Origin of the sequence: Candidatus Tisiphia endosymbiont of Parasteatoda lunata, from assembly GCF_964030955.1 — a bacterium.
Taxonomy (GTDB): domain Bacteria; phylum Pseudomonadota; class Alphaproteobacteria; order Rickettsiales; family Rickettsiaceae; genus Tisiphia.
The window spans coordinates 2,107,436-2,132,687 of sequence record NZ_OZ035003.1; the positions used below are offsets into that span (position 1 = coordinate 2,107,436).

Below are 25,252 nucleotides of genomic sequence, written 5' to 3' on the forward strand. Positions count from 1 at the left end.
CTAACTTAAAAGTTAGAAACTATTTGTATATGGCTCATTTAGAAAGTGTCACAACACAAAAAGAATATATCTGTGAAGTGTAAGATTTTGTTAAAAAATATCTGTATGATTCATTCTTATCTTTTCTTGATAAGATATTTAAAATTTATGTTGAAACGACGCACTGCAAGTGCGGGGTTTTTCTCCCAAAGTGGGACAACAAAAAGAATATATCTGTGAAGTGTAAGATTTTGTTAAAAAATATCTTATCTTATCCAGGAGTTTCGCAGTTAGCAAAATTGCGAATCAGCTAAAAGGCATCTAATGTTGTTCTGAATTGATGTTTTTATAACTTCCCAAGTTTGTTGATATAAAGTAATTTTTTCATTTATCCTCCTTTTGTTCATATCGAGCCAAGCAAATACAGCAAGGCAAATATGATTTCTCTGAGCTCGACCCGTGCGTGCCTGACAGCGTTCAATACCACAAGTTTGTTTTAATTCTCGATGATAAACTTCTATAGACCACCGTGCCTTAACAATTTTCTCTATTTGTTCACGTGTTGGATTTTCTAAGTTAGTTGTTATGTAATCAATGCGACCATTTTTTGCCACAAACTTAAATACCGTAACCCAACCGTATCCACGTAGGTGAATTTTTAGTCCCTCATCAGGAATCTCTAAACTTTCTAAGCTAACATTATGATTAACTTTTCTATTTTTTCTTAGGTTACTAACCCATGTCCAACCTAAATTACGTATATGTTTCAAATTCTCCAAACCGCTATACCACGCATCCATTACTACTGCATCAGGATTGATCCCTCTTTCCTTAGCTAAAGTAAGCATATCACAAAAATGCTCATTCTTTGTTTTTCCATCAGTTTCTTTATCATATATTCTATAATCTACAGGGGTAGATTGATCAGTTTTAGCATTGTAATGCAGTAAGTTGACCATCCCTATACCAGGTATAACATCATGTACAGCTCCAGAATATTGATAATGTACAAGCTCAATTTTCTTACTGTATTGCTTTGACAATAACGTGTCATCTCCCACTAGTTAACCACTCTGCACTGCAAGTGCAGAGCTTAATATTACGGCATGAATGCCTAATGTATGTACTAACTTAAAAGTTAGAAACTATTTGTATATGGCTCATTTAGAAAGTGTCACAACACAAAAAGAATATATCTGTGAAGTGTAAGATTTTGTTAAAAAATATCTTATCTTATCCAGGAGTTTCGCAGGGTTTTGTCGCATCTATAAATCATACTACATCAAGATTGTTAAAACTAAGGTTTTGGACATTATGATGCCATTAACATAGCAAAATTCTCAAAAGTAGAAAGATTATCATTAGCTCCAATTATTTGTCTTTTTTGCATCATACGAATATTTTCTATACCGGTAATAGTCATTTCTGCAGAATGAAAACTCTTAAAACCAAGCATTGGCTTTGTACGTTTTTTGATAAACCTATGATCTTGTTCTACAAGATTATTCAGGTATTTGGTCTGAATAACCTTAATTTTATAATCTTTAGGAACTTCTGTATTCAAATCATTAAGAGCAGCCGTATTACTACCGCTTTTATCAATTACTACTTTCTCAGGAAAATTATTCTCTCTAAAGGCTTTACGAAAAAATGCAAGTGCTGCAGGCTTGTCTCTATGCTTACGTAGCAGAAAGTCTACAGTATTACCAAGACTATCTAGTGCTCTATATAAATAAACCCATTTACCGTTTAATTTAATATAAGTCTCATCCATTCTCCAACTACTACCAACTGGCTTCTTTCTTTTTCTAACCACCTGATCTATCAATGGTACAAATTTTATAACCCATCTTTGTAATGTAGAGTGATCAATTTTTGCTCCCCTTATACTCATCATTTCTTCCAAATCTCGATAACTTAAAGAAAATCGGCATTTCATATAGACAAATAACATTATTATTTCTGGTGAAGAACAAAATCCTTTGAAATATGATAATAATCTTGCAGTAATACGAAACATCTTAACATCTTTTTTAGATCATTATATCAATCTTTTTTCTATTGTCCAACATATGCGACAGAACCAAAATAAGTTGCTTGGTATTAGTAAAAGAGGTGATATCTATTTACGTACTTTGTTAATTCAAGGGGCAAGATCCATTCTGAATAGCAAGATAAGATTTACCACGGAAGAACAAAAATCTAAAAAAGATTATAGCAAGTTTACTGAGTGGATGTTTAATTTATCTGAGAGAAACGGTCATAATAAAACAGTTGTCGCGGTAGCTAATAAGCTAGCAAGGGTGGTATTTGCATTACTTAGTTCAGGTGATGATTATACCGAGAGTAAAGTTTGTAGTTAAAAAACTACTCCAAATAATTGATGAAATGACATTATAGGTAATAGAAGTTTAACAAATTCCAATCCGGAATATGCGAAGAATGATAATATTGATGGTAAATAAGACGAACCTTAGCTTACAAAAAAACTGATTTAGCTAAGGGCTATTTATAAGTCGATAAAATAATAAGTATAAGTTTGTAAGCCAGCGAATTCCATCAGGGCTATAGGATAAATTGCTTGATTTATTGTCTATAAGCCGGATACATGACTGCATTCGATTTTTTTGCTGTTATATATTATTTTTTTCTTGCATTGTTGGGTAGGTCCATACATATGCTAATAAACCTTATGGATTTCAGTCAATATGCCAATAGAAAATATTATCAAATCACAAAAACAAGGAAAACTTTTTGGTTATAAATTAAAAGAAGAATTAAACTCAAATAATAAGCGGTTCTGTCGCATATGTTGGACAATAGAAAAAAGATTGATATAATGATCTAAAAAAGATGTTAAGATGTTTCGTATTACTGCAAGATTATTATCATATTTCAAAGGATTTTGTTCTTCACCAGAAATAATAATGTTATTTGTCTATATGAAATGCCGATTTTCTTTAAGTTATCGAGATTTGGAAGAAATGATGAGTATAAGGGGAGCAAAAATTGATCACTCTACATTACAAAGATGGGTTATAAAATTTGTACCATTGATAGATCAGGTGGTTAGAAAAAGAAAGAAGCCAGTTGGTAGTAGTTGGAGAATGGATGAGACTTATATTAAATTAAACGGTAAATGGGTTTATTTATATAGAGCACTAGATAGTCTTGGTAATACTGTAGACTTTCTGCTACGTAAGCATAGAGACAAGCCTGCAGCACTTGCATTTTTTCGTAAAGCCTTTAGAGAGAATAATTTTCCTGAGAAAGTAGTAATTGATAAAAGCGGTAGTAATACGGCTGCTCTTAATGATTTGAATACAGAAGTTCCTAAAGATTATAAAATTAAGGTTATTCAGACCAAATACCTGAATAATCTTGTAGAACAAGATCATAGGTTTATCAAAAAACGTACAAAGCCAATGCTTGGTTTTAAGAGTTTTCATTCTGCAGAAATGACTATTACCGGTATAGAAAATATTCGTATGATGCAAAAAAGACAAATAATTGGAGCTAATGATAATCTTTCTACTTTTGAGAATTTTGCTATGTTAATGGCATCATAATGTCCAAAACCTTAGTTTTAACAATCTTGATGTAGTATGATTTATAGATGCGACAAAACCCTTATTTTTGCCACCACTAGAGTGTTGCCTTGGCACTAATCCCAGCCATGCTGATAATTGCCTACCATTTTCAAAACAACTAGCATTACCTATTGAGGCTATTAAGGCTGTGGCAGTTATTAAACCTATACCTGGTATCATCATTAGTTGTTGGTGATTACTATACTGGCTAGCTATGATTTTTAATCGTTGTTCTAGCTCTTTTATTGTCCCACTTTGGGAGAAAAACCCCGCACTTGCAGTGCGTCGTTTCAACATAAATTTTAAATATCTTATCAAGAAAAGATAAGATAAGATATTTTTTAACAAAATCTTACACTTCACAGATATATTCTTTTTGTGTTGTGACACTTTCTAAATGAGCCATACACAAATAGTTTCTAACTTTTAAGTTAGTACATACATGAGGCATTCATGCCGTAATATTAAGCTCTGCACTTGCAGTGCAGAGTGGTTAACTAATTCTCTTGCCCAATAGCTAGCTCCACCGCAAGCTTCCATGCCTACTAGACATTTTGGTACGTTAGCCATAAAAGTTAAAACCTGTTCTCTCATTAATTTCTTCTTTAATATTGTCTTGCCATTTTTATCTACACCGTGAATTTGAAAAATTCTTTTTGCAATATCTATACCAATTGTGGTAACTTCCATATGGACCTCCTTATTGTTGTTTAGGATTCATTTCCTATCCTAGAAGATTAGCATACGCTTCTCATTCTGTATATAGGGTAGGTCCATACCATTATTTTAACATTTTCTTATGGATTTCTTTATTATTTTCTGCCATTAAACCCTATTATCTATAAGACTTATAGAGTTTTGCCGGACAGACTATAAAACTTGCCTAAATCAAGTCTTATTCTTTTCGATCGCTCAGCAGTGATTATAGAATATATTGTTTCAAGAGTGGTATCAAAATCATCGTTAATAACCACGTAATCATATTGTTTGGCATAATACACTTCTTTAGTAGCCAATTTCACACGCAACTTTATTGATTCTTTACTATCTTGCCCTCTATTTTTAATTCGTTGTTGCAAAATACTAAGACTCGGTGGCAAAATAAAAATTGTAATTACATTTGGCAAGGTTTTTTTTATTAGCTTTGTACCTTGCCAATCTATATCAAACAAAACATCTAACCCTTGACTTAGTAAGTCTTCTACAACTTTTTTAGGTGTTCCATAATAATTATTGTAAATATTTGCATATTCAAGAAATGCATCTTGCTCAATTAATTTATTAAATTCCTCTTTGGTCTTGAAATAGTAACTTACTCCATCCACTTCATCTGTTCTTGGTCTTCTAGTAGTTGCAGAAATGGATAATCTAAGATTACTGTCGATTTTTAAAACTGCTTTAGCTAAGCTAGATTTACCAGTAGCCGAGGGCGAAGACAAAATAATAGCTAATCCTTTACTTCTGAGAGATAGTAGCATTCTTGGTGAAACCTTTATATAGCAATAGAATTTTATCTTTTAATATTAATTTTTGTTTCTTTAACTGCCTGACTTTAGTATTATCTTGCAAATGCAAAAATCCGGTATTTATTAGTCTTTCTAAATCATTATGTTTTTTTTGTAAACTTTGTATGTGGCTCATGAGACTCATCTGCAAACTCCATAATCAGTTAAAAGCTTGGTTTTTTGTAAACCAAGCATCATTTTAATATAAGCAAATACACTTTGAAAGGAAAAAATATAGCTATGACTAGCGATAATAAAAAAAAATTGCTTGTGGCAATCTCTGGAGCTTCTGGAGCAATATATGGTATAAGGTTACTTGAGATTCTGAGGCAGATAAATATTGAGAGTCATCTAATTATTTCAAAATCTGCTCATCTTACCATATTACATGAGACGAATTATTCCATAGAACAAGTAAAAGATCTAGCAGATTACTGTTACAATCTTTCTGATATTGGTGCTAGGGTTTCTTGTGGTGCTTTTAGGACATTTGGCATGATAATAGCTCCATGTAGCATGAGAACTCTTGCATCAATTGCTGGCAGTATTGAGAATAATTTAATCAGTAGAGCAGCAGGGGTTACACTAAAAGAACGAAGAAAACTGGTGTTGATGATAAGAGAGACTCCTTTACATCTAGGTCATTTAGAAAATATGTTAAAAATAACGAATTATGGTGGGATAATTGCACCTCCAGTACCTGCTTTTTATAGTTTACCTAAAACCTTGGATGACATGATAAATTATTCAATTTCGCGGGTTCTTGATATTTTTGATATTAATACTGATTTAATAAAACGTTGGGATGGTATGCCTACAAAAATTTAAAATCTATTAGTGCTTGAAAAATATCTGCTATAATTGTAGTGACGTCTTGAGGGTCATATATGCAACAAAGTTTTGAAAAAATACTAAAAGGCTATCAGCTATTTAGAAAAAAATATGCTTATGGTAATAAATCTATTATGCAGAGTCTATCCCGTGATGGTCAACAACCAAAGATTATGGTGGTTGCTTGTTGTGATGCACGAGTAGATCCGGCATTAATACTACAATGTGATCCAGGGGATTTATTTGTTGTACGTAATGTAGCAAATATTGTTCCTCCTTACGAAAAAGATGGATCTCATCATGGCACAAGTGCTGCCTTAGAGTTTGGAATATGCTTTTTGAAAGTTGAACACTTAATTATATTAGGACATAGCCAATGTGGAGGAATTCAAGAATTATTAAATAGTGACAATAGAGTGCAGAATGATTTTATAACCAACTGGGTTGCTCTGATAAAAACACCTAATTTTAGACATCATAATGCTGATGATTATACAAAATTAGCACTTAAACAATCACATCAAAATTGTATGACGTTTCCATGGATTAATAAACTAGTGACCAAGAAAGAGCTAACTATTCATTTATGGTTTTTTGATATAAAAACTGGGCAAATTTTTACTTATTCTGATAAGCAACAAACACATCTACCCCTTGCTTAGGTTCTTTAGCATATTCAGGTAGAACTTCAAGAATTAAGATTCCCGCGACCTAAAAATCGAATGCAGTCATGTATCCGGCTTATAGCAAAGTAAATTTTATTAATAGATATCTTTGGCAAACTCGCTTATTAGAAATCTAAAATTAAAAAATTAGACTAAAAAGCAGGATTATTAGAATTAGTATTTATCTAGTATTTATTAAATTGACCATATTTTATAATTTTAGTTACTATGTATATAGTTGTATTTTTATATTAATCTTAACATTATCGGTATATATTATGACAGCATTAAAAAGTTATATAGATAGTAATGGGAGACTTGCTATCCCCGCTAAAATTAGAAAAAAACTGCATCTTAAAGCTGGTGATGAAGTGTCCATTAAATATAAAGATTCTGAATTAATAGTTTCGACTTATCATGCTAATATAGAAAAAGCTAGAAATATTTTAAGTAAATACAAGAATATTGATTTACAAAAAGAGCTAAAACTGATGAGGAACGAAGATGCAAACAAGTTCTAAATCTCTAATCAAGACTAAGAAATTTTTATTAGATACATCTGCAATCATTGCCTTATTAAAACAAGAATCAGGTTATAAAATAGATATCTTTCGAAACTCGCTTATGCTAGGGAATTTGTAGGAGACAGGGAACGCAGAACCGCAGCGTACTAAATGTACGTGAGGATTCGAGTACCGGATCGACGCACAAATTACCAGCAGAAGTAGAGTTTCGAAAGATATCTAATATTAGAGGATGTTATTGCAAGTAGTGCCTTATCATCAGTTAATTTAAGTGAATTAGTTTCTGTCTTAACTAGATCTAATATAAAGTCTCCCCGTCAAAAGTCTAGAAGGATAATATATAATATGCTTAGCAGATAAAAATATATAGAGAATCCATAAGAAAAAGCTATAATATTGGCAAAAAACTTAAGGATTATCTGATTAATGCCGATAGAAAATATAACAAAGTTGCAAAGACAAGGACAACTTTTTGGTTATAAACTGACCGAAGAATTAAACCACAATAATAAATTATATAAATTAAGATCATTAATAAATTGGTCTAGTTTAGAGGAATGGTTGTCAGCAAATGTTGATATTAAGAAATTTGGTAGGAATCGCAGATGTCACCGCCTGTTACTTGGGGTGACTATGCTGCAAGCGATGTATAACCTGTCAGATGCAGCGACTGAGGAAGAGTTAAGAGAGAACGTATATTGGCAGTATTTTTGTGGTTGGGAATATTTGCAGAAAGATGCTGAAATATCAGAAGCTAGTATCCGTCGGTTTCGTACTATATTAGGAGAAAATGGCTACAATGAGATATTAAAGGAGCTGATAAGAATCGGATGCAAAGCAGGTGTAGTAAAAAAAAAGACTTAGCATCGATAATAGTTGATACTACTGTACAAATTAAGAATATTAAGTATCCCCATGATGTGTACTTGATGGATAAGGCAAGAATAGAGCTAGTAAAGCTATGTCATGCCTTAGGCATCAAGTTAAATGAAACATATGCCAAGCAATATAAAAGAGATATATTAAAATTATGGAAATATAAGGATAATAGTAAAGCCAAGAAGCGTAAGAAAATAATGAGGCATTTAAAAGTATTACTGGGTCGTTTAGTTAGGATATGTCAGCGAGAAATAGCTAAAGCAAAGTTAAGTTTATCGGCAAGACAACAAGAAATACTGAATAAGATAAAAAAGATACAAGTACAATCTATATTGAGTAAAGCAGAAAAAGAACAATATAAAGAAGAGAATAAAATATTATATAGTTTTCATGCACCGGAGGTAGAGTGCATTGGTAAAGGGAAATTAAACAAGCCATACGAGTTTGGTAATAAGGTTTCGATAGCAGTAAGTGGTCGGGGTAACTTTGTATTAGGGACAAAATCTTTTCATGGCAATCCATATGATGGGCATACATTATCGGAGACTGTAGAGATTGTAAAAGAATTAACAGGAGTTGAAGTAGCAAGAACCTTTGTTGACTCAGGTTACAAGGGGAATAATTTTAAGGAGAAGGGCAAAGTGTATAGCCCATATTGCAAGAAGAAACTATCGTCAGATGATAAGGCAATGCTCAAGAGACGGAGTGCCATAGAACCGATAATAGGGCATCTTAAAAGTTATGGTAGAGTTGGCAGAAACTACCTGAAAGGGGTAATAGGAGATGTCATTAATCCGTTAATTTCCGCTGTAGGATTGAACTTACGGTGTATTGCGAATCATTTACTCAAAACAAATTTTTCTACATAGAAATTAGTCAGTAAAAAAATAATCAAATAATTACAAAATCGTTAGTTAACCACTCTGCACTGCAAGTGCAGAGCTTAATATTACGGCATGAATGCCTAATTTATGTACTAACTTAAAAGTTAGAAACTATTTGTGTATGGCTCATTTAGAAAGTGTCACAACACAAAAAGAATATATCTGTGAAGTGTAAGATTTTGTTAAAAAATATCTTATCTTTTCTTGATAAGATATTTAAAATTTATGTTAAAACGACGCACTGCAAGTGCGGGGTTTTTCTCCCAAAGTGGGACAGTTAACCACTCTGCACTGCAAGTGCAGAGCTTAATATTACGGCATGAATGCCTAATGTATGTACTAACTTAAAAGTTAGAAACTATTTGTATATGGCTCATTTAGAAAGTGTCACAACACAAAAAGAATATATCTGTGAAGTGTAAGAGAGCCTTTCTAATTAAGTGTGTAAATTTTTCATAGGGCTTAAATTCTACCTTCAAATTTTATCAAAAAGTGAGCCATAGCTGCGTTCCAGTTTGGAATCGGCATAACCCATTTCTTGGTCATATAATCAATTGCCAAATATAAGGTCTTAAAAACAGCATTATCATTTGGAAAAACCCGTTTATTCTTAGTAACCTTACGTAATTGGCTATTGACAGATTCTACACTATTAGTTGTGTATATTACTTTCCTTATCGCCTCAGGGTATCCTAGAAAAACCATTAAATTTTCCCAATGAACATACCAAGATTTAGCAATTTGTGGATACTGTTTACTCCATTTAGCTTCAAAAGATTCTAAAGCAAGATGTGCTTCTTCCTCCGTGCTAGCAGTATATATGGGCTTTAAATCAGACGCTAATTCTTTTCGGTCTTTATATGATACATATTTTAAACTATTTCTAATCTGATGTACAATACATAATTGATGTTCGGTTTTCGGAAAAACTGCTTCTATTGCCTCAGACATACCGGTTAAATTATCACTGCAAGCAATAAGCATGTCTTGCATACCTCTGTTCTTCATCTCAGTAAAATTACCAAGCCAAAATTTCGCTCCTTCATTTTCACTGATCCACAATCCTAAAATATCCTTCCTTCCAGATAAATCAATACCTAATGCTACATATACAGACTTATTGATAATTCGTTTATCTTGACGTACTTTTACTACTAAACAGTCAAAAAATACTATAGCATATACTCGATCCAATGGTCGGCTTTGCCATATCTTGACATCCTCAATTACATCATCAGTAATTTGACTTATCAAACTTTCGCTAACGTCAGCTCCATACAATTCTTGCATTTGAATCTTAATATCAGATAAGCTCATTCCTTTAGCGTATAATGATATTATTTTATCATCAAATCCTTCAATACGTCTTTGACGCTTCGGAATTAATGCAGGTTCAAATGTACTACTTCTATCCCTTGGAACCTCAATCTCTACAACTCCATTATTTGTTACTAGATTCTTTACATTCCTACCATTACGAACATTATCACTATCAGTATGACAATATTTATCATATCCTAAATGATTATTCATCTCTGACTGCAATGCCTTCTCTACAAGCCGTTTGGTTAATTGTTTTAATAAACCATCCTCTTTAAGTAATGTTGATATATCTGTATCATTATTTATTAATAAATCTATCGCTTGATTCATTGCTTCATTTTGTTTTTGGTGCATTATAATTTCTCCTTTTGTTATATTATATTTTTATATAACCTTTGAAAAATTTACACACTTATTTGTACAGAGCCGTGTAAGATTTTGTTAAAAAATATCTGTATGATTCATTCTTATCTTTTCTTGATAAGATATTTAAAATTTATGTTGAAACGACGCACTGCAAGTGCGGGGTTTTTCTCCCAAAGTGGGACAATAAAAAGATGTCATCCCTACAAAAAAGCAGAGGGATGACATCAAAGTATGCGAACTTTGGATAAGAATTAACTAATTTTTATCTAGAGTTGGGGTAAAGTGTTATTCGTATGAAGAAATGAGCGTTAGAAGTCCATACCGCCCATGCCACCCATACCGCCGCCCATACCACCACGTGGCATAGCAGGCTCATCTTTATCAGCTGGTTCATCGATAATAAATGCTTCAGTAGTAATAATCAAAGAAGCAACCGATGCTGCATCTTGTAAAGCAGTACGCACGACCTTAGTTGGATCGATAATACCAGCCTTAATCATATCAACATAAGTCATATCTTGAGCATTGAAGCCAAAGTTTTTCTCTTTACTATCAATAAGTTTTCCAACTACAATAGCTCCGTCCATACCAGCGTTCTCTGCAATTTGCCTTACTGGAGCTTGTAGAGCTTTCTTAACGATGTTAATACCAGCTTGCTGATCTTCATTAGTACTTTTTAACGACTCTAAGGATCTTGCTGCATAGAAAAGAGTAACACCACCACCAGCAACAACGCCTTCTTCCACTGCCGCTCTAGTAGCATGCAATGCATCCTCAACACGATCTTTTCTTTCTTTTACTTCAACCTCAGTAGCACCACCAACTTTTAAGACAGCCACACCACCAGCAAGCTTAGCTAAACGCTCTTGTAATTTTTCTTTATCGTAATCTGAACTAGATTCATCGATTTGTTTACGAATTTGTGAGCAACGAGCTGCAATGTCTGCCTTACTACCAGCACCATCAATTATGACAGTATTTTCTTTGGAAATAGTAACTTTTTTAGCAGTACCTAGCATTTTGATATTAACATTTTCAAGTTTCATACCAAGATCTTCACTGATGAGCTGACCGCCTGTTAAAATAGAGATATCTTCCATCATGAATTTTTTTCTATCGCCAAAGCCAGGAGCTTTAACTGCAGCAACTTTTAACCCACCACGTAATTTATTTACTACCAAAGTAGCAAGTGCTTCTCCTTCTACATCTTCAGCGATTACTAGTAAAGGACGTCCTGATTGCACTACTGCTTCAAGTACTGGTAACATTTGTTGTAAATTTGATAATTTCTTTTCAAATAGTAAGATAAACGGATTTTCCAATTCTGCTACCATCTTTTCGGAATTAGTAACAAAATATGGTGATAGATAGCCTCTATCAAACATCATGCCTTCAACTACATCTACTTCAAAACTAAAATTCTTAGCTTCTTCAACGGTAATTACGCCTTCTTTACCAACTTTTTCCATCGCCACGGCAATTTTCTCGCCAATTTCTTTGTCACCATTTGATGAAATAGTACCAACTTGAGCAATCTCCTCTTGGCTGCTGATTTTTTTACTAGCTTTCTTAATTTCTTCAACTATTAGGTTAACAGCTGAATCTATACCACGTTTTATATCCATAGGGTTAAAACCAGCTGCTACTGCTTTGTTACCTTCTCTTGCTATTGCTTGAGTTAGAACAGTTGCGGTAGTTGTTCCATCACCAGCAACATCAGATGTTTTACTTGCCACAGATTTTACCAATTGAGCTCCCAAATTCTGAGCTTTGTCTTTTAGTTCAATGGCTTTTGCCACTGTTACACCATCTTTGGTTAGTCTTGGTGAACCGAATGACTGTTCAATTGCAACATTTCTACCTTTTGGACCTAATGTTACTTTTACGGTATCAGCTAAAATATCAATACCTCTTAGCATTTGTTCACGTGCATTTGAGCCGTGTCTTATTAATTTTGTTGCCATATTTATGTTCTCCTTACAATAAATAAATTATTAACCAATTATGTCCACAACTGTTAAAAGTTTACAAATACCTATACCACAACGTCATTGCGAGCGTAAGCGAAGCAATCCAGGAAACAATCTATAAATAAATGTGTTGCTGGATTGCTTCGTCGACCTTACGACCTTCTCGCTAATAGACGTATAAAGAAGCTGTATTTACTAACTTTCAATAGTTATGCAATTATGCCCATGACATCACTTTCTTTCATAATGACCAAATCTAAACCATCAACTTTTACTTCAGTGCCAGCCCATTTGCCATAAAGTACTTTATCTCCTACTTTAATTTCTAATGGATGGACAGTACCATTCTCACTTTTTGTTCCCTTACCTACAGCTACTACTTCACCTTGTATTGGTTTTTCCTTTGCTGTATCAGGAATAATAATTCCTCCACTTGTTTTTTCTTCTTGTTGAATTGGTTTTACCGCAATTCTATCATGCAACGGTCTAAAAGACATTCTTACCTCCATAGATTTAATACTTAATAATGTGTATTCTATATATGCTTGATTTTGTAACAGTTCAAGGGGTAAAAAGAAAAATTTTTAAGAATAATTGCTGTGAGCAAATTGTGTATAATACCTTTTTTATCCTCGCATAAGTTTTTCTATTATTGACTTTATAGGAGTATAGTTTAAAATTAAAAATGAAGTAACTGCAAAGTTACTTTGGGGTGTAGAAACCTGTAATCCACTAATGGTAAGCATCAACCATTAAATGATGTATCCTCGACTTTATGGTCGGGGAGATGATAGCTATGTTCAGGACTTAAGGTGCAAACCTTAAGTCTAAAGGCTATCGTAGCTGTTTAGTGGCAGTTTTTCTAACTCCCCGATCGCCAAAGTAATCTATTAAGATTCTTTGGTGGTTAAAACTTGATAACTTTAAGTTTAATCATAAAGGGGATACTGCTATGACATACACAACAACTTTACCTTCTGAAGCAATCATCTTTTTTGATCCAGCTTATGACCATTCTAAGGATATAAAACTTAGAGATGATGTCACTACTACCAGCCAACAAGAAGGACTAACAGTAGTAGAAATTATCGAATCTAAAGGACCTTATGACCACAGTACTTTTGGTAAGTTAATCCGCCGAGTAATGAGCTGCAATAATAAGCCTGTCACCATCCTCATTAACGAAGATATACGGCATACAACAATTAACACTCTACTTTGGTCTGTACTTGGTACTTTGTCATCTGCCGACCTAATTACCGTTACTACTTACGAAAGATTCTATAAAAAAGTACTCTTGAAAAAAGTAAATATAGAGGATGATTATTTTTTATACGTCGCTGCTATTTATTGTAAAAACCATTATAAATTTGGTAATGAACAATTAAATATTTAATACAGATGAGTAATATGCTAACTAACACGAGTTGCCAATTAACCACAAAGCTGAGCTTAATCATGATGATATACAATCTCACCTAAAAGCTGGTTCTTCTCATCAGATTCTATTGACACATTATGCACTACTTCATTATATGAAGGTGGTATTGGAGGAGGTGGTATTGGAGGAGGTGGTGGTGGTGCAGGTTTACGAACTTTCTGGTAAGAGTACATTGGGGATGTAGTTGTAATATCTAGAGGTACTTGCGGGTATAAAGATGGTAGTACACTAGGTTGTGCAGAATCTGCTGCTGGATGGTTGTTATTAGTAACATACGTATTATTACAGTTACTTGATCCTTCAAGAAGAGTTGATAGGGGTAGTGCGGGAGCACTTGCCCCACATTCAGCTTGATATGCCTCTAGTATTATCTTATATTCTTCCAGTTTAGATTCTAAATATTCATTCAATTTTTTAAAAAAAGTATCTTCTGTTATCCATATTCTACTTACCCATGGTGCACCCTTCTTAATTATATAGCTCAACCCAGCAATCTTCAGTGCTTCCTTAAAATCATGTTGGTCAATACATTTAAGTAACTTTCTAGCTTGAATTATTGTGTGTATTTGGTCACTACGTTCTTCAAACTTTTTGCAATTAACTGTATTATACTTTGATAAGACAGATTGTTGACTATGCAGACCTTTTAAACTAGCTTTTAATTCCTGACTAGCTGATGATCTATCTTCCGTAGTTTTTATAAAATTACAACATTCCCCCAAATTAGCAGCCTTCAATATCTCATAAACACTACTATCAGTAGCAAACAACTTGATAGCTCGTTCTGTCTTATCAATTTTATTTTCAAGTAATTGTTTTGCGGTAGAAAGCCTACTAATAGCGTATGATCTTTTGACATAATAAACACATAATTAAGATTATATTAATATGACATAATATAATCTTAATATATATTAATATGCAAGGTTTAGTAACAATATAGTTAAAATTAGTTATCTAAATTGTCATATTTATATCATAATCACATACTATTTTGTTTCATTTTATTTTTCTTGATGGCATAGCTAATCAGCTCATCCATAACATTGTTTCTTATGGCTACTGCAATATCTACTTCATTTTTTTTCTGAATTTCTTGCCTTTTCGTCTTATCAATTCTTTTTGATTTTACATAAGCAAAATACGCCCTATCTTTTGACTGAAAAACTGGAGTATTGGAATCAATGTTAGCATAAAAAATTGCTGATAGTAATTCTGTTGGTAATTGCTGATTATTATGAACTTCATACCTAGAAAAAGTTGCAGCTTGGTTGGTAGTAATATCTAGAGGTTTTTTACTTTTACCAGGTTTATATTCTTTAGCAAGACTCTCTATGTTTCCTAAATTTATCTTTCTAATATATTGCTTATACCATAGTTCGTATACTTGATCCTTGACTGCCGAGAATTCTTGTAGTTTACTTGGCTGAATAGATTTAATCTCAACCAATATAAAAGCTCCTGTATCAGTTAGTTCCATTGGATATGATAATTCTCCTTCTGCAAGATCAAAAATACTATCAGCATTTTGGCCAAGCTCAACATACCATTTGCCTTTTAAGTGTTGGCGTTGTGGCACGATGGGACTTCGCGTAGGAACAACGGTTTGACTACGCCTAGTCTGCTCGCCACTCGCAGGCTTAGCCAACTCTTGAAATTCATCTTGTATATTATTAGTTAAATCCTTATAACTTACAGAATCTAAATTCTGTATTGGTAATTCATATTTTTTGGCAATTTCTGTTAAACTTGAACCAGCTGCCACATCATCCTCTAGATTTTTTGCTAACAGTAGCTTCAGCTCTTCTATTTTTTGTTGTTGCAATAATTCATTAACCTGTTTTCGTACCTCGCTAAATTTTTTATTAGCAAATTCTTCTTGGTTATCCTGATAAAACTTCAATAATTCTTCATCGCTATTATGAATTTGCTTACCTAACACTTCACTTGATATTTTTACATAAGACAAGCTACGTTTTTCCGGTATTTCAAATAACTCTTGGTTTTGCTTGTATAATTCTTCTAACTCGACCGGAGTTGTATAAGTCATAAACGTACCTTTAGGTTGGGCTTTTAGGTCAATTTGTACAAGGTCGACCTCTCTTGTTTCAGCCATATAGTCTACAATATTTTTGACCATTATTTTTGGTGTTTGAAATGATTCTATAAAAATACTAATTAGAGTATTCTTTAAGGTATGTTCTTTAACATCAAATACATAGTCCTCCTCATTAATATAAGAATTTTTTAAAAAACCTTTAAAGAGTGCTATGTCAAATAGACCTTGCTCATTCTTAAAATTAGCGGATTCTTTAATAAACTGAATCACAGTATCATCAGTTATATCTAGATTATAATAGTGTACTAAATAATTCATAATGCGATTATTGATAAGTTTTTTAATAATAAAATTATCAATATTCAACTGCTTTATATCTTCTTCACTAAGATGTGTTCCAGTTTGTTTTTGAATAACACGAATTTGTTCGGCTTTTGCTTTTAGAAAATCTTCTTCACTAATAGTTTTTGCATCAGAAAATGTAATCAAATCAAAATTATTGGTAGTCTGTAATACATCTTTAATTCCCCATCCAACAAATGCAAAGGCAATCATTCGAAGTAAAACACGCATTACAAAACTATCAGCAGCGTTTCTAATATTATTTAACATAAATTATAAATTTCTTCTTCAAGTTTTTGTAGTATACTACAATAGTTCTGTACACTAATATCTGCAAGCGATTTTTATAAAAAAACTTATTATTGCTAACTGGAAAATGCATATAAGTTTAGATGATGCATTTAAATTTTGTGCTAGACTGATAGAGCAGCAACATAACAACAAATTTATTATAGCTCCTCCTACTCCCTATCTTGCTTATTTATCTGATAAATTCAAATCTATAGAGTTTTGTGGACAAAATGTCAGTCAATTCGAAGAACAAGGAAGTTATACAGGAGAATATTCAAGCCTATTACTGAAACTAAGTGGTATTAATTACGCTATTGTTGGTCATAGTGAACGTAGAAGCTTTTTTCAAGAATCCAATGAATTAATCAGACAGAAAGCAGAGAATTGCTTAAATGCCAAGATTAGCCCTATTATTTGTATCGGAGAAGACCTAGCTACACGAAAAAATAATAATTATAAAAAATTTTTATTAAAACAATTAGTGGAATCCCTGCCAAATGATAAAATAGGGGAGGGGATAGATGTAATAATAACCTATGAGCCGATTTGGACTATAGGAACAGGGATTATTCCTAACCAAGAAGAATTAATAGAGATATTTGATGTCCTCAATTGTTTTCTTCAGCAAAGCCAAGTTGCAAATAATGTTAGCTTAGTGTATGGTGGATCTGTAAATTTAGGTAATATAGAAAAAATATTAAGTGTACAGAATATTGATGGGGTTATGATTGGCAAATCTTCACTTGATTATCAAATTTTAGTTCAAATATTAAATTATAGGTTTTTTGAAAAATGATGAATATATTACTTTTTGTTCATATTGTAATAGCAATACTGCTAATTATCGTAATTCTGATGCAAAAGACTGGCAATGATGGGTTAAGTGGTATGAGCGGTGGTAGTGGTAATATGGGTGTTGTAACAGGCAGAACTGTAGCTAATTTCTTGACTAAAACCACGGTAGTGCTTGCCACCTTGTTTATAATTAATGCTATTATTCTTGCCAATCTGTCTTCTAAGAAAAACCTTGGGATAATTAAGAAAATTGAGCAAGTTGACGATAAACAAGAAGAGTCTAGCTTGCCAATTGCCAAGTAAAATTTAAGGACCAAGTTATGCAAAAGATAATTGATTTACATAATATCAAAATTGGTAATACCTTACCATTTGTGTTTATTGCTGGACCTTGCCAAATAGAAAGTCTAGATCATGCATTATTTATGGCTGACAAGCTTGTGACCCTTACTGCTAAACTTAACATACCCTTTATCTATAAATCTTCATTCGATAAAGCTAATAGAACTTCAATAAATGGTATCCGGGGTAGCGGTCTTGAGAAAGGGCTGGAAATTTTGTCTAAAGTAAAAACAGCCTTTAACTGCCCTATTCTTACTGACGTTCATACAGAGAATCAGTGTGCTAAAGTTGCTGAAATTGTTGATATAATCCAAATCCCTGCCTTCTTATGTAGACAAACAGATTTGCTGCATGCTGCAGCTATGACTAATAAGGTTGTTAATGTTAAAAAAGGTCAGTTTCTTGCCCCTTGGGATATGAAGAATGTGTATGCTAAACTTGAAGCGTTTGGTGCAAAGAATATCATGCTTACCGAACGGGGTGCATGTTTTGGTTACAACACACTAGTATCAGATATGCGTAGTTTGCCAATTATGGCAGAAACTAAGACCCCTGTAATTTTTGACGCAACCCATTCAGTTCAGCAACCAAGTGGCATAGGCAACAGTAGTGGTGGCGAAAGAAAATATGTTGAAATATTAGCAAGGGCAGCTGTTAGCGTCGGAGTAGCAGGTGTTTTTATGGAAATTCACCAAGACCCAGATAATGCCCCAAGTGACGGACCTTGTATGATCAAGCTGGATGATTTAGAACCTATATTGGTTAGGTTAAAGAGCTATGATGAGCTAACTAAAGCAATATTGATATAACCTAGATAACAACAAATAAGATTAGATATACTCTTCTGCCTAGAAGATAAGTAGCTACAACAACTACTTATCTTCTAGGCAAAAATAACCTGAGATTATGCCGCAAAAGGACCTTTAGTTAAGGAATTTTCACCCTGACACAAAATGGTCAAAATTACACGGGAAAATCATTAATAACGTCGTTATATTTTTTTTTGGCATCCGATAAACTAAGGCGTGAATATATCTCCAACGAATCTCCTGACTTAAGCAAATACCTAAAATTAAAGAATTATGCTTTAATATATTTAAAATAACAAAATAATGTTGTGCCTAAATTTTAAAAACCCCAACACTATGAGCCTTCCAAGCTTATACCTTATTAAAAAATGCGGAAGTCGGGAGCGGAGATCTTTAGACACGACAACGCCAATTCTTGAAGTTCTACCTGAGTATATATATTTATGAGGGAGTAAATTATACTACTCATTGGAGTTTTCTCCCCCAAGATTGAAACACCCCACCTGCACTTTGTATAACCGTCTTATCTTGAATAATCTGATCCATTTCTTTTAGCATCTTTTCTATTTCTAAATTATCGATCAACTTATGCTTAATAAAATGTTCTTTTTCTTCTAAAAGAGATAATTTTAATAATAATTTTTCTTCAGCCCCATTAAAAACTGGTTGATGAAAATCAAATTTTACATCTGTTAATTGAAGAGTACACAAAGTATTAAATAGCTTTATACCATAAGAATAATCTACACTAAGTCTTTTTTCAATTTTATGTAATAATTCTTTATATTGTTCTATTGAATGAGCATATGGATAATTAAATATAGCCAGGAGTTTCGCACTTAGCAAAAAATATGTTAATCTAGCAAGAAAGAGTTTTAGTTAAGCATGGCAAGATCAAAATGTAGCAAAGACTTATATAAATCATTTTTACAAGCAAGTAGCGTAAGATATAGTGGTAAAGCATTATCTGAAGTAAGTCCAATAAACCTATCTCATGATAGTGCAAGTCGATGGTTAAATAGTAAGGATTTCCGCCCTAGCGGGATCTACAGAGAAGTGTCAAAATATATTGATAGGGAAGCTTCTTGTTTATTAGTGGGAGATGACACGTTATTGTCAAAGCAATACAGTAAGAAAATTGAGCTTGTACATTATCAATATTCTGGAGCTGTACATGATGTTATACCTGGTATAGGGATGGTCAACTTACTGCATTACAATGCTAAAACTGATCAATCTACCCCTGTAGATTATAGAATATATGATAAAGAAACTGATGGAAAAACAAAGAATGAGCATTTTTGTGATATGCTTACTTTAGCTAAGGAAAGAGGGATCAATCCTGATGCAGTAGTAATGGATGCGTGGTATAGCGGTTTGGAGAATTTGAAACATATACGTAATTTAGGTTGGACATGGGTTAGTAACCTAAGAAAAAATAGAAAAGTTAATCATAATGTTAGCTTAGAAAGTTTAGAGATTCCTGATGAGGGACTAAAAATTCACCTACGTGGATACGGTTGGGTTACGGTATTTAAGTTTGTGGCAAAAAATGGTCGCATTGATTACATAACAACTAACTTAGAAAATCCAACACGTGAACAAATAGAGAAAATTGTTAAGGCACGGTGGTCTATAGAAGTTTATCATCGAGAATTAAAACAAACTTGTGGTATTGAACGCTGTCAGGCACGCACGGGTCGAGCTCAGAGAAATCATATTTGCCTTGCTGTATTTGCTTGGCTCGATATGAACAAAAGGAGGATAAATGAAAAAATTACTTTATATCAACAAACTTGGGAAGTTATAAAAACATCAATTCAGAACAACATTAGATGCCTTTTAGCTGATTCGCAATTTTGCTAACTGCGAAACTCCTGATAGCTTTATAATCATGCTCTTCACATGCAATAGTTCCACCCGGCTTTAATAAACTTAACATATTATTTAAGGCTTTTTGAGGATGTGTTATACTAATTATCTTTCAAAACAGAATTAATAGGATTAATAATCCAATTCCAACTAGTGATAGATTTAACAATTTGAGGACTTGCTTCATATTTTAATATAGCATCTGACATTCTATTTAACACATCCTCCATTGAATGAAATAATTTATTGTAAAAGAATTTTTCTTTTATTTCCTCCCACATATTTTCAGCAGGATTTAGTTGAGGAGACAAAGGTGGAAGATGATGAATCATTATATTTTGTGGTATTGTTATAGAAGTTTGACGATGATTTGCTGCACCATCACATATCAGCAAAATAAACTTATCCGGATGCCTTGAGGATAATTCTTGTAAGAAAATATTCATACATTCTGATGTCATATAAGGTAAGATTAACATATCCGATACTCCAGTCATTGGACTAAATGCTCCATAAATATAACTATATTCCCGGATAACTTGTTTAGCGACAGCAGGTCTGTTACCTTTGTAACTCCAACATCTTTTTATATCATTTATTCGTCCAAAACGAGACTCATCTTGAAACATCACTTGTAACTCAAGTCCCTCCGACTTAGACCGGACATTGGCGGCGGTAACCACTGAGCCGAAGTTTTTTTAAAAGATTCCATCTCATCTTTATTTTGGTTTGGATGATGAGGACGGGGAAAAACTTTACGCCAATGATGACGATGTAAAAGTTTGTAGATTGCTGATTTAGTTACTTTCTTCTGCAAAACCTCTTCATATTTTTTCTGTATTTCTCTGACTACTACAACTTCTCCTTGAGATGCCCTATGATTAAAAGATTTCAGTATTTTACTTTCATTAGACTCATCCATATAACAATGATTCCTACCTCCTCTTTTAGTTTCTTTTAATACTGATTCTCCTTGCTGATAATAAGCAGTATGAATTTGCCTAACTCGACTAATACTTAAACCGGTAATTTCAGAAATCTGCTTAGGTAAATATGAAAACTTGGCACGCAAATAAATACATTGTATCTTGCGAAACGCTATTAGTTCTGGTGCCAATTTTAACAAAAATTCCATCCGACAAATTGTTTCAGGTGGATAAACATATTGATAACCTGACATTACTTTTTTTATTTTTATTTTATAACCTCATTATACCATATTAATTCTATTTTGAAAGATAATTAGTATTAGATGTATGAGTACAAACCTACAATATACGAGGTCATATTGCTCATTACCCTGATAATCTTGTATATCTGCAACTTGGTATTCAGCAATATCGATGTTTTTACTACTTAACTTACTTTTAGTAAGCTCTATCTGTTTTTGGCTTATATCTAGGCATAATAGTTTGCCATCTTGTCCAATTTTCTGATATATTACATCAATAGACTCCCCCGATCCACAACCAATAATTGCCACTTTCATATTTGGACGAAGTGCTAGCCTATCCAATAGAATATTAGTATATTTGCCATATATTTTATTGTCCCACTTTGGGAGAAAAACCCCGCACTTGCAGTGCGTCGTTTCAACATAAATTTTAAATATCTTATCAAGAAAAGATAAGATAAGATATTTTTTTAACAAAATCTTACACTTCACAGATATATTTTTTTTGTGTTGTGACACTTTTTAAATGAACCATACACAAATAGTTTCTAACTTTTAAGTTAGTACATACATGAGGCATTCATGCCGTAATATTAAGCTCTGCACTTGCAGTGCAGAGTGGTTAACTCAAAATACTGAGCCTATAATCCGTTTCATCGCCAGTTGCCAAAATATAGCTATTCTTTTTTACCATTTGATTTAATTTTATATATCTATTTTTTAGTAAATATATTGCTGATTTGGTTTATTGATAGCAAGAGAAAATAATATAGAAAATTGAAATAATAAATTCTTGATTGTAACAATATCACTAGTTCTCAATAGAATCCGAAAATTTTATTTCACAAATTAATTACTATTTTTTTTGCTAATATGCTTAGTGATTATTAGTAAATATGCTACAATGCAGTGAATTCAAGTAATTTATTACATTTTATGTTTCAAACATTAACTCAAAATCTAACGAAAATTTTTGATCGTATCAAAAGAAGTGGTACTTTATCGGAGTCCCAAATAAACGATACTATGCGTGATATTAGGATTGCCCTTCTTGAAGCAGATGTTGCACTACCGGTAGTTAAGGATTTTATTGCTGAAGTAACATTAAAAGCTACGGGACAGGAAGTCATAAAATCAGTAGCTCCAGGGCAGATGATAGTAAAGATTGTCCATAATGAGTTAATTAATATATTATCCTCGTCTCTAGATGAAAGTAGTTTACAGCTTAAATCTGAACCGCCGGTAAATATTTTAATGGTTGGTCTGCAAGGTAGTGGAAAAACTACAGCAAGTGCCAAATTAGCACTTAGGCTAAAAAATCAAAATAAAAAGGTACTTTTAGTCTCTCTTGATATTTATCGACCAGCTGCACAGGAACAATTAACTATCCTTGGTAAATCTATAGGGGTAGATTGTTTAACTATTGTCCCCAACCATACTCCTATAGATATTGCGAAAAGAGCTTTACACGAGTCGAAATTATCTGCCTATGACGTCGTTATTTATGATACAGCAGGTAGGTTGCAAATCGATGATGAGATGATGAAAGAAGCATCAAATATAAAAAATTTAATAGACCCAAAAGAGATAATTTTGGTAGTTGACGCAATGACGGGGCAAGATTCGGTACTTATAGCTAGCAATTTTGATCAAAAATTAGGGATTACCGGCGTAATTTTATCCCGTATTGATGGCGATGCCAAAGGTGGGGCGGCTCTAAGCATTAAACACGTTACCAAGAAACCTATTAAGTTCTTAAGCACTGGCGAGAAATTGACAAATCTAGAATTGTTTGACTCAGAACGCATAGCTTCAAGAATATTAGATATGGGAGATATCATCTCCTTCGTTGAAAAAGCAGCAAGCATAATAGACCATCAAGAGGCAGAAAGAGCGGCTGCTAGACTTAAAAAAGGTAAATTTGATTTGGAAGATTATCTAATGCAAATGAGGAGTATAAAGAAACTAGGTGGATTCAGTAGTATGATGAGTATGTTGCCTGGTATTAATAAAATTATCGATAAAGTCGATCAATCGAAATTAAGTGGCAAATTAATAGAGCACCAAGAAGCAATAATTTTATCTATGACCAAAAAAGAACAAAAAAACCCAGATTTGCTAAATGCCTCACGTCGAAAACGTATCGCTGAAGGCTCTGGAACATCAGTCCAAAAAGTGAATAGTCTATTGAAACAATTTAAACAAATAAGTGCTTTCATGAAAAAGGCAAGCAATATGAATCCCAAAAGCCTAATGCGTAGTGGTATAGGCAACTTATTTAAATTATGATAACCTGAATTACCTTAATTCTTATCCCAAATTCGCGTAACTGGAGATTAAATGCTTAGCAAGGTATATAACGATCTTATTTTACAGATTAAAGCCAATAAATATGATTTTTTAAGGTTTGATCTGATTAAGCAAGATGCAATAAAGTATCTCGCAGCTCAGCTTGCTTTAAAATATGATATTGTGGTAGTTATAGGTTTTGGTGCGTCTTCTCTAAATGTTAGAGCATTATTAAGTATAAAGGCAGTAGCTACTAAAAGGCTAATATATCTTGATAGTTTAGATCAGTTGGAAATTGATGAAAAACTGGCATTAGTTGATTTAAGTAAAGCAGTCTTTTTCTCATTGAGTAAGTCTGGGAACACAAATGAAACCTATTTATTAACTAAGTATGTTTTAGAAGTTTTACACGTTTCCCCTCAAAATATTTATGTAATAGTACCATTTAGTAATAATTTATTACGTAATTTAGCAGAGTCTTTTGGTACAAATTGTCTAGAACATGATAACATTCGTAGTGGAAGATTTGGCGTAATTTCTAATGCATCTTTGCTCCCAACCGCAGTTGCAGGAGTTGATGTACATAAAGTCGTACTAGCTGCTTCAAAAAAAATATCAGATATTATTTTTGATGGATTTAATATTTGTGAGATAGCGGAGTATTACCTTAATCAATATTCTTTAAATAGACATATGTTAGTTATGTTTAATTATTGTTATCAATTAGATGGTCTATGTAGATGGCAACAACAGATTATAGCTGAGTCGCTTGGTAAGAATGGTTTTGGTATAACTCCTATAATAGCAAAAGGAACATTTGATCAACACAGTCAATTGCAGCTTTATTTAGAAGGTCCGGATGATAAATTTTATCAAGTTATTACTAACAAAGCAAGCTCAGATATTGAAATAGCTCTAACTGCTCATGCTAATAATATATATAATGCATTAGATCAAGTTAAACGACCAGTGAAGCTAGAGAATTTTGTATATATCGATGAACAGGTAATTGTAGATCAAATTATTCACGTAATGTTGAGTACTATACTAATTGCAAATCACCTAAAAATCGACCCATTCAACCAGCCATCTGTGGATGAATATAAGAAGGTATAATAGACCTATTTCGCGTCAGGGAGATCTGCAAGTGCTGAATTAAACAATACAGAAAGATTTTTCTTATCCACTTTGTCATTATCAGAAAAACTAGCAATAGTGGTGTCAATCATATCACTAGACAGTCTCCCCGTCAAAAGTCTAGAAGGATAATATATAATATGCTTAGCAGATAAAAATATATAGAGAATCCATAAGAAAAAGCT

General features: G+C 32.9%; 32 protein-coding genes and 3 pseudogenes. 20 read left to right on the forward strand and 15 right to left on the reverse strand.

Annotated elements, in window-relative coordinates:
- Positions 1 to 45: 45 nt before the first annotated feature.
- The gene (locus AAHN00_RS13120) at positions 46 to 219 is read left to right on the forward strand and encodes a hypothetical protein (RefSeq protein ID WP_342271525.1); all 174 of its coding nucleotides are present in this window, start codon (positions 46 to 48) and stop codon (positions 217 to 219) included.
- Positions 220 to 269: 50 nt separating this feature from the next.
- On the opposite strand, the gene AAHN00_RS13125 is transcribed toward AAHN00_RS13120, so the two are convergent.
- Positions 270 to 1,040 (reverse strand): transposase, encoded by a 771-nt coding sequence (locus AAHN00_RS13125; RefSeq protein ID WP_342270990.1) that lies wholly within the window; start codon positions 1,038 to 1,040, stop codon positions 270 to 272.
- A 110-nt stretch (positions 1,041 to 1,150) separates the two neighbouring features.
- Here AAHN00_RS13125 and AAHN00_RS13130 point away from each other — a divergent pair, with 110 nt between their 5' ends.
- A complete protein-coding gene (locus tag AAHN00_RS13130) occupies positions 1,151 to 1,297 on the forward strand; it encodes a hypothetical protein (RefSeq protein WP_342271526.1) in 147 nt (48 codons plus the stop codon).
- Here the strand turns inward: AAHN00_RS13130 and AAHN00_RS13135 are convergent.
- Positions 1,292 to 1,999 (reverse strand): IS6 family transposase, encoded by a 708-nt coding sequence (locus AAHN00_RS13135; RefSeq protein WP_342270905.1) that lies wholly within the window; start codon positions 1,997 to 1,999, stop codon positions 1,292 to 1,294. The two genes, AAHN00_RS13130 and AAHN00_RS13135, sit on opposite strands and share 6 nt — an antisense overlap.
- 52 nt (positions 2,000 to 2,051) lie before the next feature.
- Between AAHN00_RS13135 and AAHN00_RS13140 the strand changes: the two genes are divergently transcribed.
- From AAHN00_RS13140 to AAHN00_RS13150, 3 genes are all read left to right on the forward strand, one after another.
- The gene (locus tag AAHN00_RS13140) at positions 2,052 to 2,342 is read left to right on the forward strand and encodes a hypothetical protein (protein WP_342271527.1); all 291 of its coding nucleotides are present in this window, start codon (positions 2,052 to 2,054) and stop codon (positions 2,340 to 2,342) included.
- A 345-nt stretch (positions 2,343 to 2,687) separates the two neighbouring features.
- Positions 2,688 to 2,819, forward strand: coding sequence for a hypothetical protein (locus tag AAHN00_RS13145; RefSeq protein WP_342271528.1), 132 nt, complete (start codon positions 2,688 to 2,690; stop codon positions 2,817 to 2,819).
- A 21-nt stretch (positions 2,820 to 2,840) separates the two neighbouring features.
- Entirely contained in the window at positions 2,841 to 3,548 is a 708-nt protein-coding gene (locus AAHN00_RS13150; RefSeq protein WP_342270905.1) for an IS6 family transposase, read from the forward strand.
- Positions 3,549 to 3,614: 66 nt separating this feature from the next.
- Here AAHN00_RS13150 and AAHN00_RS13155 read toward each other — a convergent pair.
- From AAHN00_RS13155 to AAHN00_RS15185, 4 genes and pseudogenes are all read right to left on the reverse strand, one after another.
- Positions 3,615 to 3,755, reverse strand: a pseudogene (locus AAHN00_RS13155) (transposase); the annotation flags it as partial.
- A gap of 312 nt (positions 3,756 to 4,067) precedes the next feature.
- Positions 4,068 to 4,259: pseudogene (locus AAHN00_RS13160) on the reverse strand (IS110 family transposase); the annotation flags it as partial.
- Between the two features lie 158 nt (positions 4,260 to 4,417).
- Positions 4,418 to 5,047: a guanylate kinase gene (gmk, locus tag AAHN00_RS13165; protein ID WP_342271529.1), complete on the reverse strand. Its 630-nt coding sequence runs from the start codon at positions 5,045 to 5,047 to the stop codon at positions 4,418 to 4,420.
- Positions 5,025 to 5,219 carry a DUF465 domain-containing protein gene (locus AAHN00_RS15185; protein ID WP_341762615.1) on the reverse strand — a complete coding sequence of 65 codons (195 nt, stop codon included), beginning with the start codon at positions 5,217 to 5,219 and terminating at the stop codon, positions 5,025 to 5,027. Before AAHN00_RS15185 ends, gmk begins: the two co-directional genes overlap by 23 nt.
- Before the next feature lie 95 nt (positions 5,220 to 5,314).
- Here AAHN00_RS15185 and AAHN00_RS13170 point away from each other — a divergent pair, with 95 nt between their 5' ends.
- The 7 genes and pseudogenes from AAHN00_RS13170 (at position 5,315) to AAHN00_RS13200 (ending at position 9,138) form a co-directional block, all read left to right on the forward strand.
- A complete protein-coding gene (locus tag AAHN00_RS13170; RefSeq protein ID WP_342272684.1) occupies positions 5,315 to 5,902 on the forward strand; it encodes a UbiX family flavin prenyltransferase in 588 nt (195 codons plus the stop codon).
- Between the two features lie 59 nt (positions 5,903 to 5,961).
- Entirely contained in the window at positions 5,962 to 6,567 is a 606-nt protein-coding gene (locus tag AAHN00_RS13175; protein ID WP_342271530.1) for a carbonic anhydrase, read from the forward strand.
- A 281-nt stretch (positions 6,568 to 6,848) separates the two neighbouring features.
- Positions 6,849 to 7,091, forward strand: a complete 243-nt coding sequence (locus AAHN00_RS13180; protein WP_341747931.1) for an AbrB/MazE/SpoVT family DNA-binding domain-containing protein — start codon at positions 6,849 to 6,851, stop codon at positions 7,089 to 7,091.
- A 78-nt stretch (positions 7,092 to 7,169) separates the two neighbouring features.
- A pseudogene (locus AAHN00_RS13185) lies at positions 7,170 to 7,318 on the forward strand (palindromic element RPE1 domain-containing protein); the annotation flags it as partial.
- 202 nt (positions 7,319 to 7,520) lie between these two features.
- Positions 7,521 to 7,958: a transposase gene (locus tag AAHN00_RS13190; protein ID WP_342271531.1), complete on the forward strand. Its 438-nt coding sequence runs from the start codon at positions 7,521 to 7,523 to the stop codon at positions 7,956 to 7,958.
- Positions 7,925 to 8,842 carry a transposase gene (locus AAHN00_RS13195; RefSeq protein ID WP_342271532.1) on the forward strand — a complete coding sequence of 306 codons (918 nt, stop codon included), beginning with the start codon at positions 7,925 to 7,927 and terminating at the stop codon, positions 8,840 to 8,842. Before AAHN00_RS13190 ends, AAHN00_RS13195 begins: the two co-directional genes overlap by 34 nt.
- A 152-nt stretch (positions 8,843 to 8,994) precedes the next feature.
- Complete coding sequence (locus AAHN00_RS13200; protein ID WP_342271533.1) at positions 8,995 to 9,138, forward strand: hypothetical protein; 144 nt, start codon at positions 8,995 to 8,997, stop codon at positions 9,136 to 9,138.
- Between the two features lie 181 nt (positions 9,139 to 9,319).
- On the opposite strand, the gene AAHN00_RS13205 is transcribed toward AAHN00_RS13200, so the two are convergent.
- Positions 9,320 to 10,534 (reverse strand): IS256 family transposase, encoded by a 1,215-nt coding sequence (locus tag AAHN00_RS13205; RefSeq protein WP_342270940.1) that lies wholly within the window; start codon positions 10,532 to 10,534, stop codon positions 9,320 to 9,322.
- A gap of 84 nt (positions 10,535 to 10,618) precedes the next feature.
- Here AAHN00_RS13205 and AAHN00_RS13210 point away from each other — a divergent pair, with 84 nt between their 5' ends.
- A complete protein-coding gene (locus tag AAHN00_RS13210; RefSeq protein ID WP_342271534.1) occupies positions 10,619 to 10,768 on the forward strand; it encodes a hypothetical protein in 150 nt (49 codons plus the stop codon).
- A gap of 86 nt (positions 10,769 to 10,854) precedes the next feature.
- On the opposite strand, the gene groL is transcribed toward AAHN00_RS13210, so the two are convergent.
- Positions 10,855 to 12,510, reverse strand: a complete 1,656-nt coding sequence (gene groL, locus AAHN00_RS13215; RefSeq protein ID WP_342271535.1) for a chaperonin GroEL — start codon at positions 12,508 to 12,510, stop codon at positions 10,855 to 10,857.
- A gap of 215 nt (positions 12,511 to 12,725) precedes the next feature.
- A complete protein-coding gene (locus AAHN00_RS13220) occupies positions 12,726 to 13,013 on the reverse strand; it encodes a co-chaperone GroES (RefSeq protein ID WP_341751614.1) in 288 nt (95 codons plus the stop codon).
- A 455-nt stretch (positions 13,014 to 13,468) separates the two neighbouring features.
- On the opposite strand from AAHN00_RS13220, the gene AAHN00_RS13225 reads away from it, so the two are divergent.
- Complete coding sequence (locus AAHN00_RS13225) at positions 13,469 to 13,912, forward strand: hypothetical protein (protein WP_342271536.1); 444 nt, start codon at positions 13,469 to 13,471, stop codon at positions 13,910 to 13,912.
- Between the two features lie 56 nt (positions 13,913 to 13,968).
- On the opposite strand, the gene AAHN00_RS13230 is transcribed toward AAHN00_RS13225, so the two are convergent.
- Together AAHN00_RS13230 and AAHN00_RS13235 are read right to left on the reverse strand one after the other, a co-directional pair.
- Positions 13,969 to 14,727, reverse strand: coding sequence for a hypothetical protein (locus AAHN00_RS13230; RefSeq protein WP_342271537.1), 759 nt, complete (start codon positions 14,725 to 14,727; stop codon positions 13,969 to 13,971).
- A 212-nt stretch (positions 14,728 to 14,939) separates the two neighbouring features.
- Positions 14,940 to 16,628, reverse strand: a complete 1,689-nt coding sequence (locus tag AAHN00_RS13235; protein ID WP_342271538.1) for a peptidylprolyl isomerase — start codon at positions 16,626 to 16,628, stop codon at positions 14,940 to 14,942.
- 91 nt (positions 16,629 to 16,719) lie between these two features.
- On the opposite strand from AAHN00_RS13235, the gene AAHN00_RS13240 reads away from it, so the two are divergent.
- From AAHN00_RS13240 to kdsA, 3 genes are read left to right on the forward strand one after another with little or no spacing between them, the layout of a single operon-like run.
- A complete protein-coding gene (locus AAHN00_RS13240; RefSeq protein ID WP_342272685.1) occupies positions 16,720 to 17,445 on the forward strand; it encodes a triose-phosphate isomerase family protein in 726 nt (241 codons plus the stop codon).
- The gene (gene secG / locus AAHN00_RS13245; protein WP_341755495.1) at positions 17,442 to 17,747 is read left to right on the forward strand and encodes a preprotein translocase subunit SecG; all 306 of its coding nucleotides are present in this window, start codon (positions 17,442 to 17,444) and stop codon (positions 17,745 to 17,747) included. The genes AAHN00_RS13240 and secG overlap by 4 nt, the downstream gene beginning before the upstream one ends.
- A gap of 17 nt (positions 17,748 to 17,764) precedes the next feature.
- A complete protein-coding gene (kdsA, locus tag AAHN00_RS13250) occupies positions 17,765 to 18,595 on the forward strand; it encodes a 3-deoxy-8-phosphooctulonate synthase (RefSeq protein WP_342271539.1) in 831 nt (276 codons plus the stop codon).
- A gap of 465 nt (positions 18,596 to 19,060) precedes the next feature.
- On the opposite strand, the gene AAHN00_RS13255 is transcribed toward kdsA, so the two are convergent.
- Complete coding sequence (locus AAHN00_RS13255; RefSeq protein WP_342271540.1) at positions 19,061 to 19,441, reverse strand: hypothetical protein; 381 nt, start codon at positions 19,439 to 19,441, stop codon at positions 19,061 to 19,063.
- 39 nt (positions 19,442 to 19,480) lie between these two features.
- Between AAHN00_RS13255 and AAHN00_RS13260 the strand changes: the two genes are divergently transcribed.
- A complete protein-coding gene (locus AAHN00_RS13260; protein WP_342271025.1) occupies positions 19,481 to 20,461 on the forward strand; it encodes a transposase in 981 nt (326 codons plus the stop codon).
- A gap of 107 nt (positions 20,462 to 20,568) precedes the next feature.
- On the opposite strand, the gene AAHN00_RS13265 is transcribed toward AAHN00_RS13260, so the two are convergent.
- The 3 genes from AAHN00_RS13265 to AAHN00_RS13275 are packed head-to-tail and all read right to left on the reverse strand — an operon-like array spanning position 20,569 to position 22,160.
- Entirely contained in the window at positions 20,569 to 21,096 is a 528-nt protein-coding gene (locus tag AAHN00_RS13265; protein ID WP_342271274.1) for an IS630 family transposase, read from the reverse strand.
- Entirely contained in the window at positions 21,096 to 21,647 is a 552-nt protein-coding gene (locus AAHN00_RS13270; RefSeq protein ID WP_342271541.1) for a winged helix-turn-helix domain-containing protein, read from the reverse strand. Before AAHN00_RS13270 ends, AAHN00_RS13265 begins: the two co-directional genes overlap by 1 nt.
- Positions 21,648 to 21,677: 30 nt before the next feature.
- Positions 21,678 to 22,160: a class I SAM-dependent methyltransferase gene (locus AAHN00_RS13275; protein ID WP_342271542.1), complete on the reverse strand. Its 483-nt coding sequence runs from the start codon at positions 22,158 to 22,160 to the stop codon at positions 21,678 to 21,680.
- Positions 22,161 to 22,577: 417 nt separating this feature from the next.
- On the opposite strand from AAHN00_RS13275, the gene ffh reads away from it, so the two are divergent.
- Together ffh and AAHN00_RS13285 are read left to right on the forward strand one after the other, a co-directional pair.
- On the forward strand, positions 22,578 to 23,930 hold the full coding sequence (gene ffh, locus AAHN00_RS13280) for a signal recognition particle protein (protein ID WP_342271543.1): 1,353 nt from the start codon (positions 22,578 to 22,580) through the stop codon (positions 23,928 to 23,930).
- Between the two features lie 51 nt (positions 23,931 to 23,981).
- Positions 23,982 to 25,046 carry a hypothetical protein gene (locus tag AAHN00_RS13285; RefSeq protein WP_342271544.1) on the forward strand — a complete coding sequence of 355 codons (1,065 nt, stop codon included), beginning with the start codon at positions 23,982 to 23,984 and terminating at the stop codon, positions 25,044 to 25,046.
- Positions 25,047 to 25,252 lie beyond the last annotated feature (206 nt).

Coding starts and splice junctions, on each gene's coding strand:
- AAHN00_RS13195 (WP_342271532.1), top strand. CDS start 7,925: ATGCAAAGCAGGTGTAGTAAAAAAAAAGACTTAGCATCGATAATAGTT.
- AAHN00_RS15185 (WP_341762615.1), bottom strand. CDS start 5,219: ATGAGTCTCATGAGCCACATACAAAGTTTACAAAAAAAACATAATGAT.
- AAHN00_RS13225 (WP_342271536.1), top strand. CDS start 13,469: ATGACATACACAACAACTTTACCTTCTGAAGCAATCATCTTTTTTGAT.
- kdsA (WP_342271539.1), top strand. CDS start 17,765: ATGCAAAAGATAATTGATTTACATAATATCAAAATTGGTAATACCTTA.
- AAHN00_RS13145 (WP_342271528.1), top strand. CDS start 2,688: ATGCCAATAGAAAATATTATCAAATCACAAAAACAAGGAAAACTTTTT.
- AAHN00_RS13190 (WP_342271531.1), top strand. CDS start 7,521: ATGCCGATAGAAAATATAACAAAGTTGCAAAGACAAGGACAACTTTTT.
- AAHN00_RS13175 (WP_342271530.1), top strand. CDS start 5,962: ATGCAACAAAGTTTTGAAAAAATACTAAAAGGCTATCAGCTATTTAGA.
- AAHN00_RS13220 (WP_341751614.1), bottom strand. CDS start 13,013: ATGTCTTTTAGACCGTTGCATGATAGAATTGCGGTAAAACCAATTCAA.
- gmk (WP_342271529.1), bottom strand. CDS start 5,047: ATGCTACTATCTCTCAGAAGTAAAGGATTAGCTATTATTTTGTCTTCG.
- AAHN00_RS13235 (WP_342271538.1), bottom strand. CDS start 16,628: ATGTTAAATAATATTAGAAACGCTGCTGATAGTTTTGTAATGCGTGTT.
- AAHN00_RS13180 (WP_341747931.1), top strand. CDS start 6,849: ATGACAGCATTAAAAAGTTATATAGATAGTAATGGGAGACTTGCTATC.
- AAHN00_RS13140 (WP_342271527.1), top strand. CDS start 2,052: ATGCGACAGAACCAAAATAAGTTGCTTGGTATTAGTAAAAGAGGTGAT.
- ffh (WP_342271543.1), top strand. CDS start 22,578: ATGTTTCAAACATTAACTCAAAATCTAACGAAAATTTTTGATCGTATC.
- AAHN00_RS13170 (WP_342272684.1), top strand. CDS start 5,315: ATGACTAGCGATAATAAAAAAAAATTGCTTGTGGCAATCTCTGGAGCT.
- AAHN00_RS13265 (WP_342271274.1), bottom strand. CDS start 21,096: ATGTTTCAAGATGAGTCTCGTTTTGGACGAATAAATGATATAAAAAGA.
- secG (WP_341755495.1), top strand. CDS start 17,442: ATGATGAATATATTACTTTTTGTTCATATTGTAATAGCAATACTGCTA.
- groL (WP_342271535.1), bottom strand. CDS start 12,510: ATGGCAACAAAATTAATAAGACACGGCTCAAATGCACGTGAACAAATG.
- AAHN00_RS13270 (WP_342271541.1), bottom strand. CDS start 21,647: ATGTCAGGTTATCAATATGTTTATCCACCTGAAACAATTTGTCGGATG.
- AAHN00_RS13285 (WP_342271544.1), top strand. CDS start 23,982: ATGCTTAGCAAGGTATATAACGATCTTATTTTACAGATTAAAGCCAAT.
- AAHN00_RS13135 (WP_342270905.1), bottom strand. CDS start 1,999: ATGTTTCGTATTACTGCAAGATTATTATCATATTTCAAAGGATTTTGT.
- AAHN00_RS13260 (WP_342271025.1), top strand. CDS start 19,481: ATGGCAAGATCAAAATGTAGCAAAGACTTATATAAATCATTTTTACAA.
- AAHN00_RS13150 (WP_342270905.1), top strand. CDS start 2,841: ATGTTTCGTATTACTGCAAGATTATTATCATATTTCAAAGGATTTTGT.
- AAHN00_RS13205 (WP_342270940.1), bottom strand. CDS start 10,534: ATGCACCAAAAACAAAATGAAGCAATGAATCAAGCGATAGATTTATTA.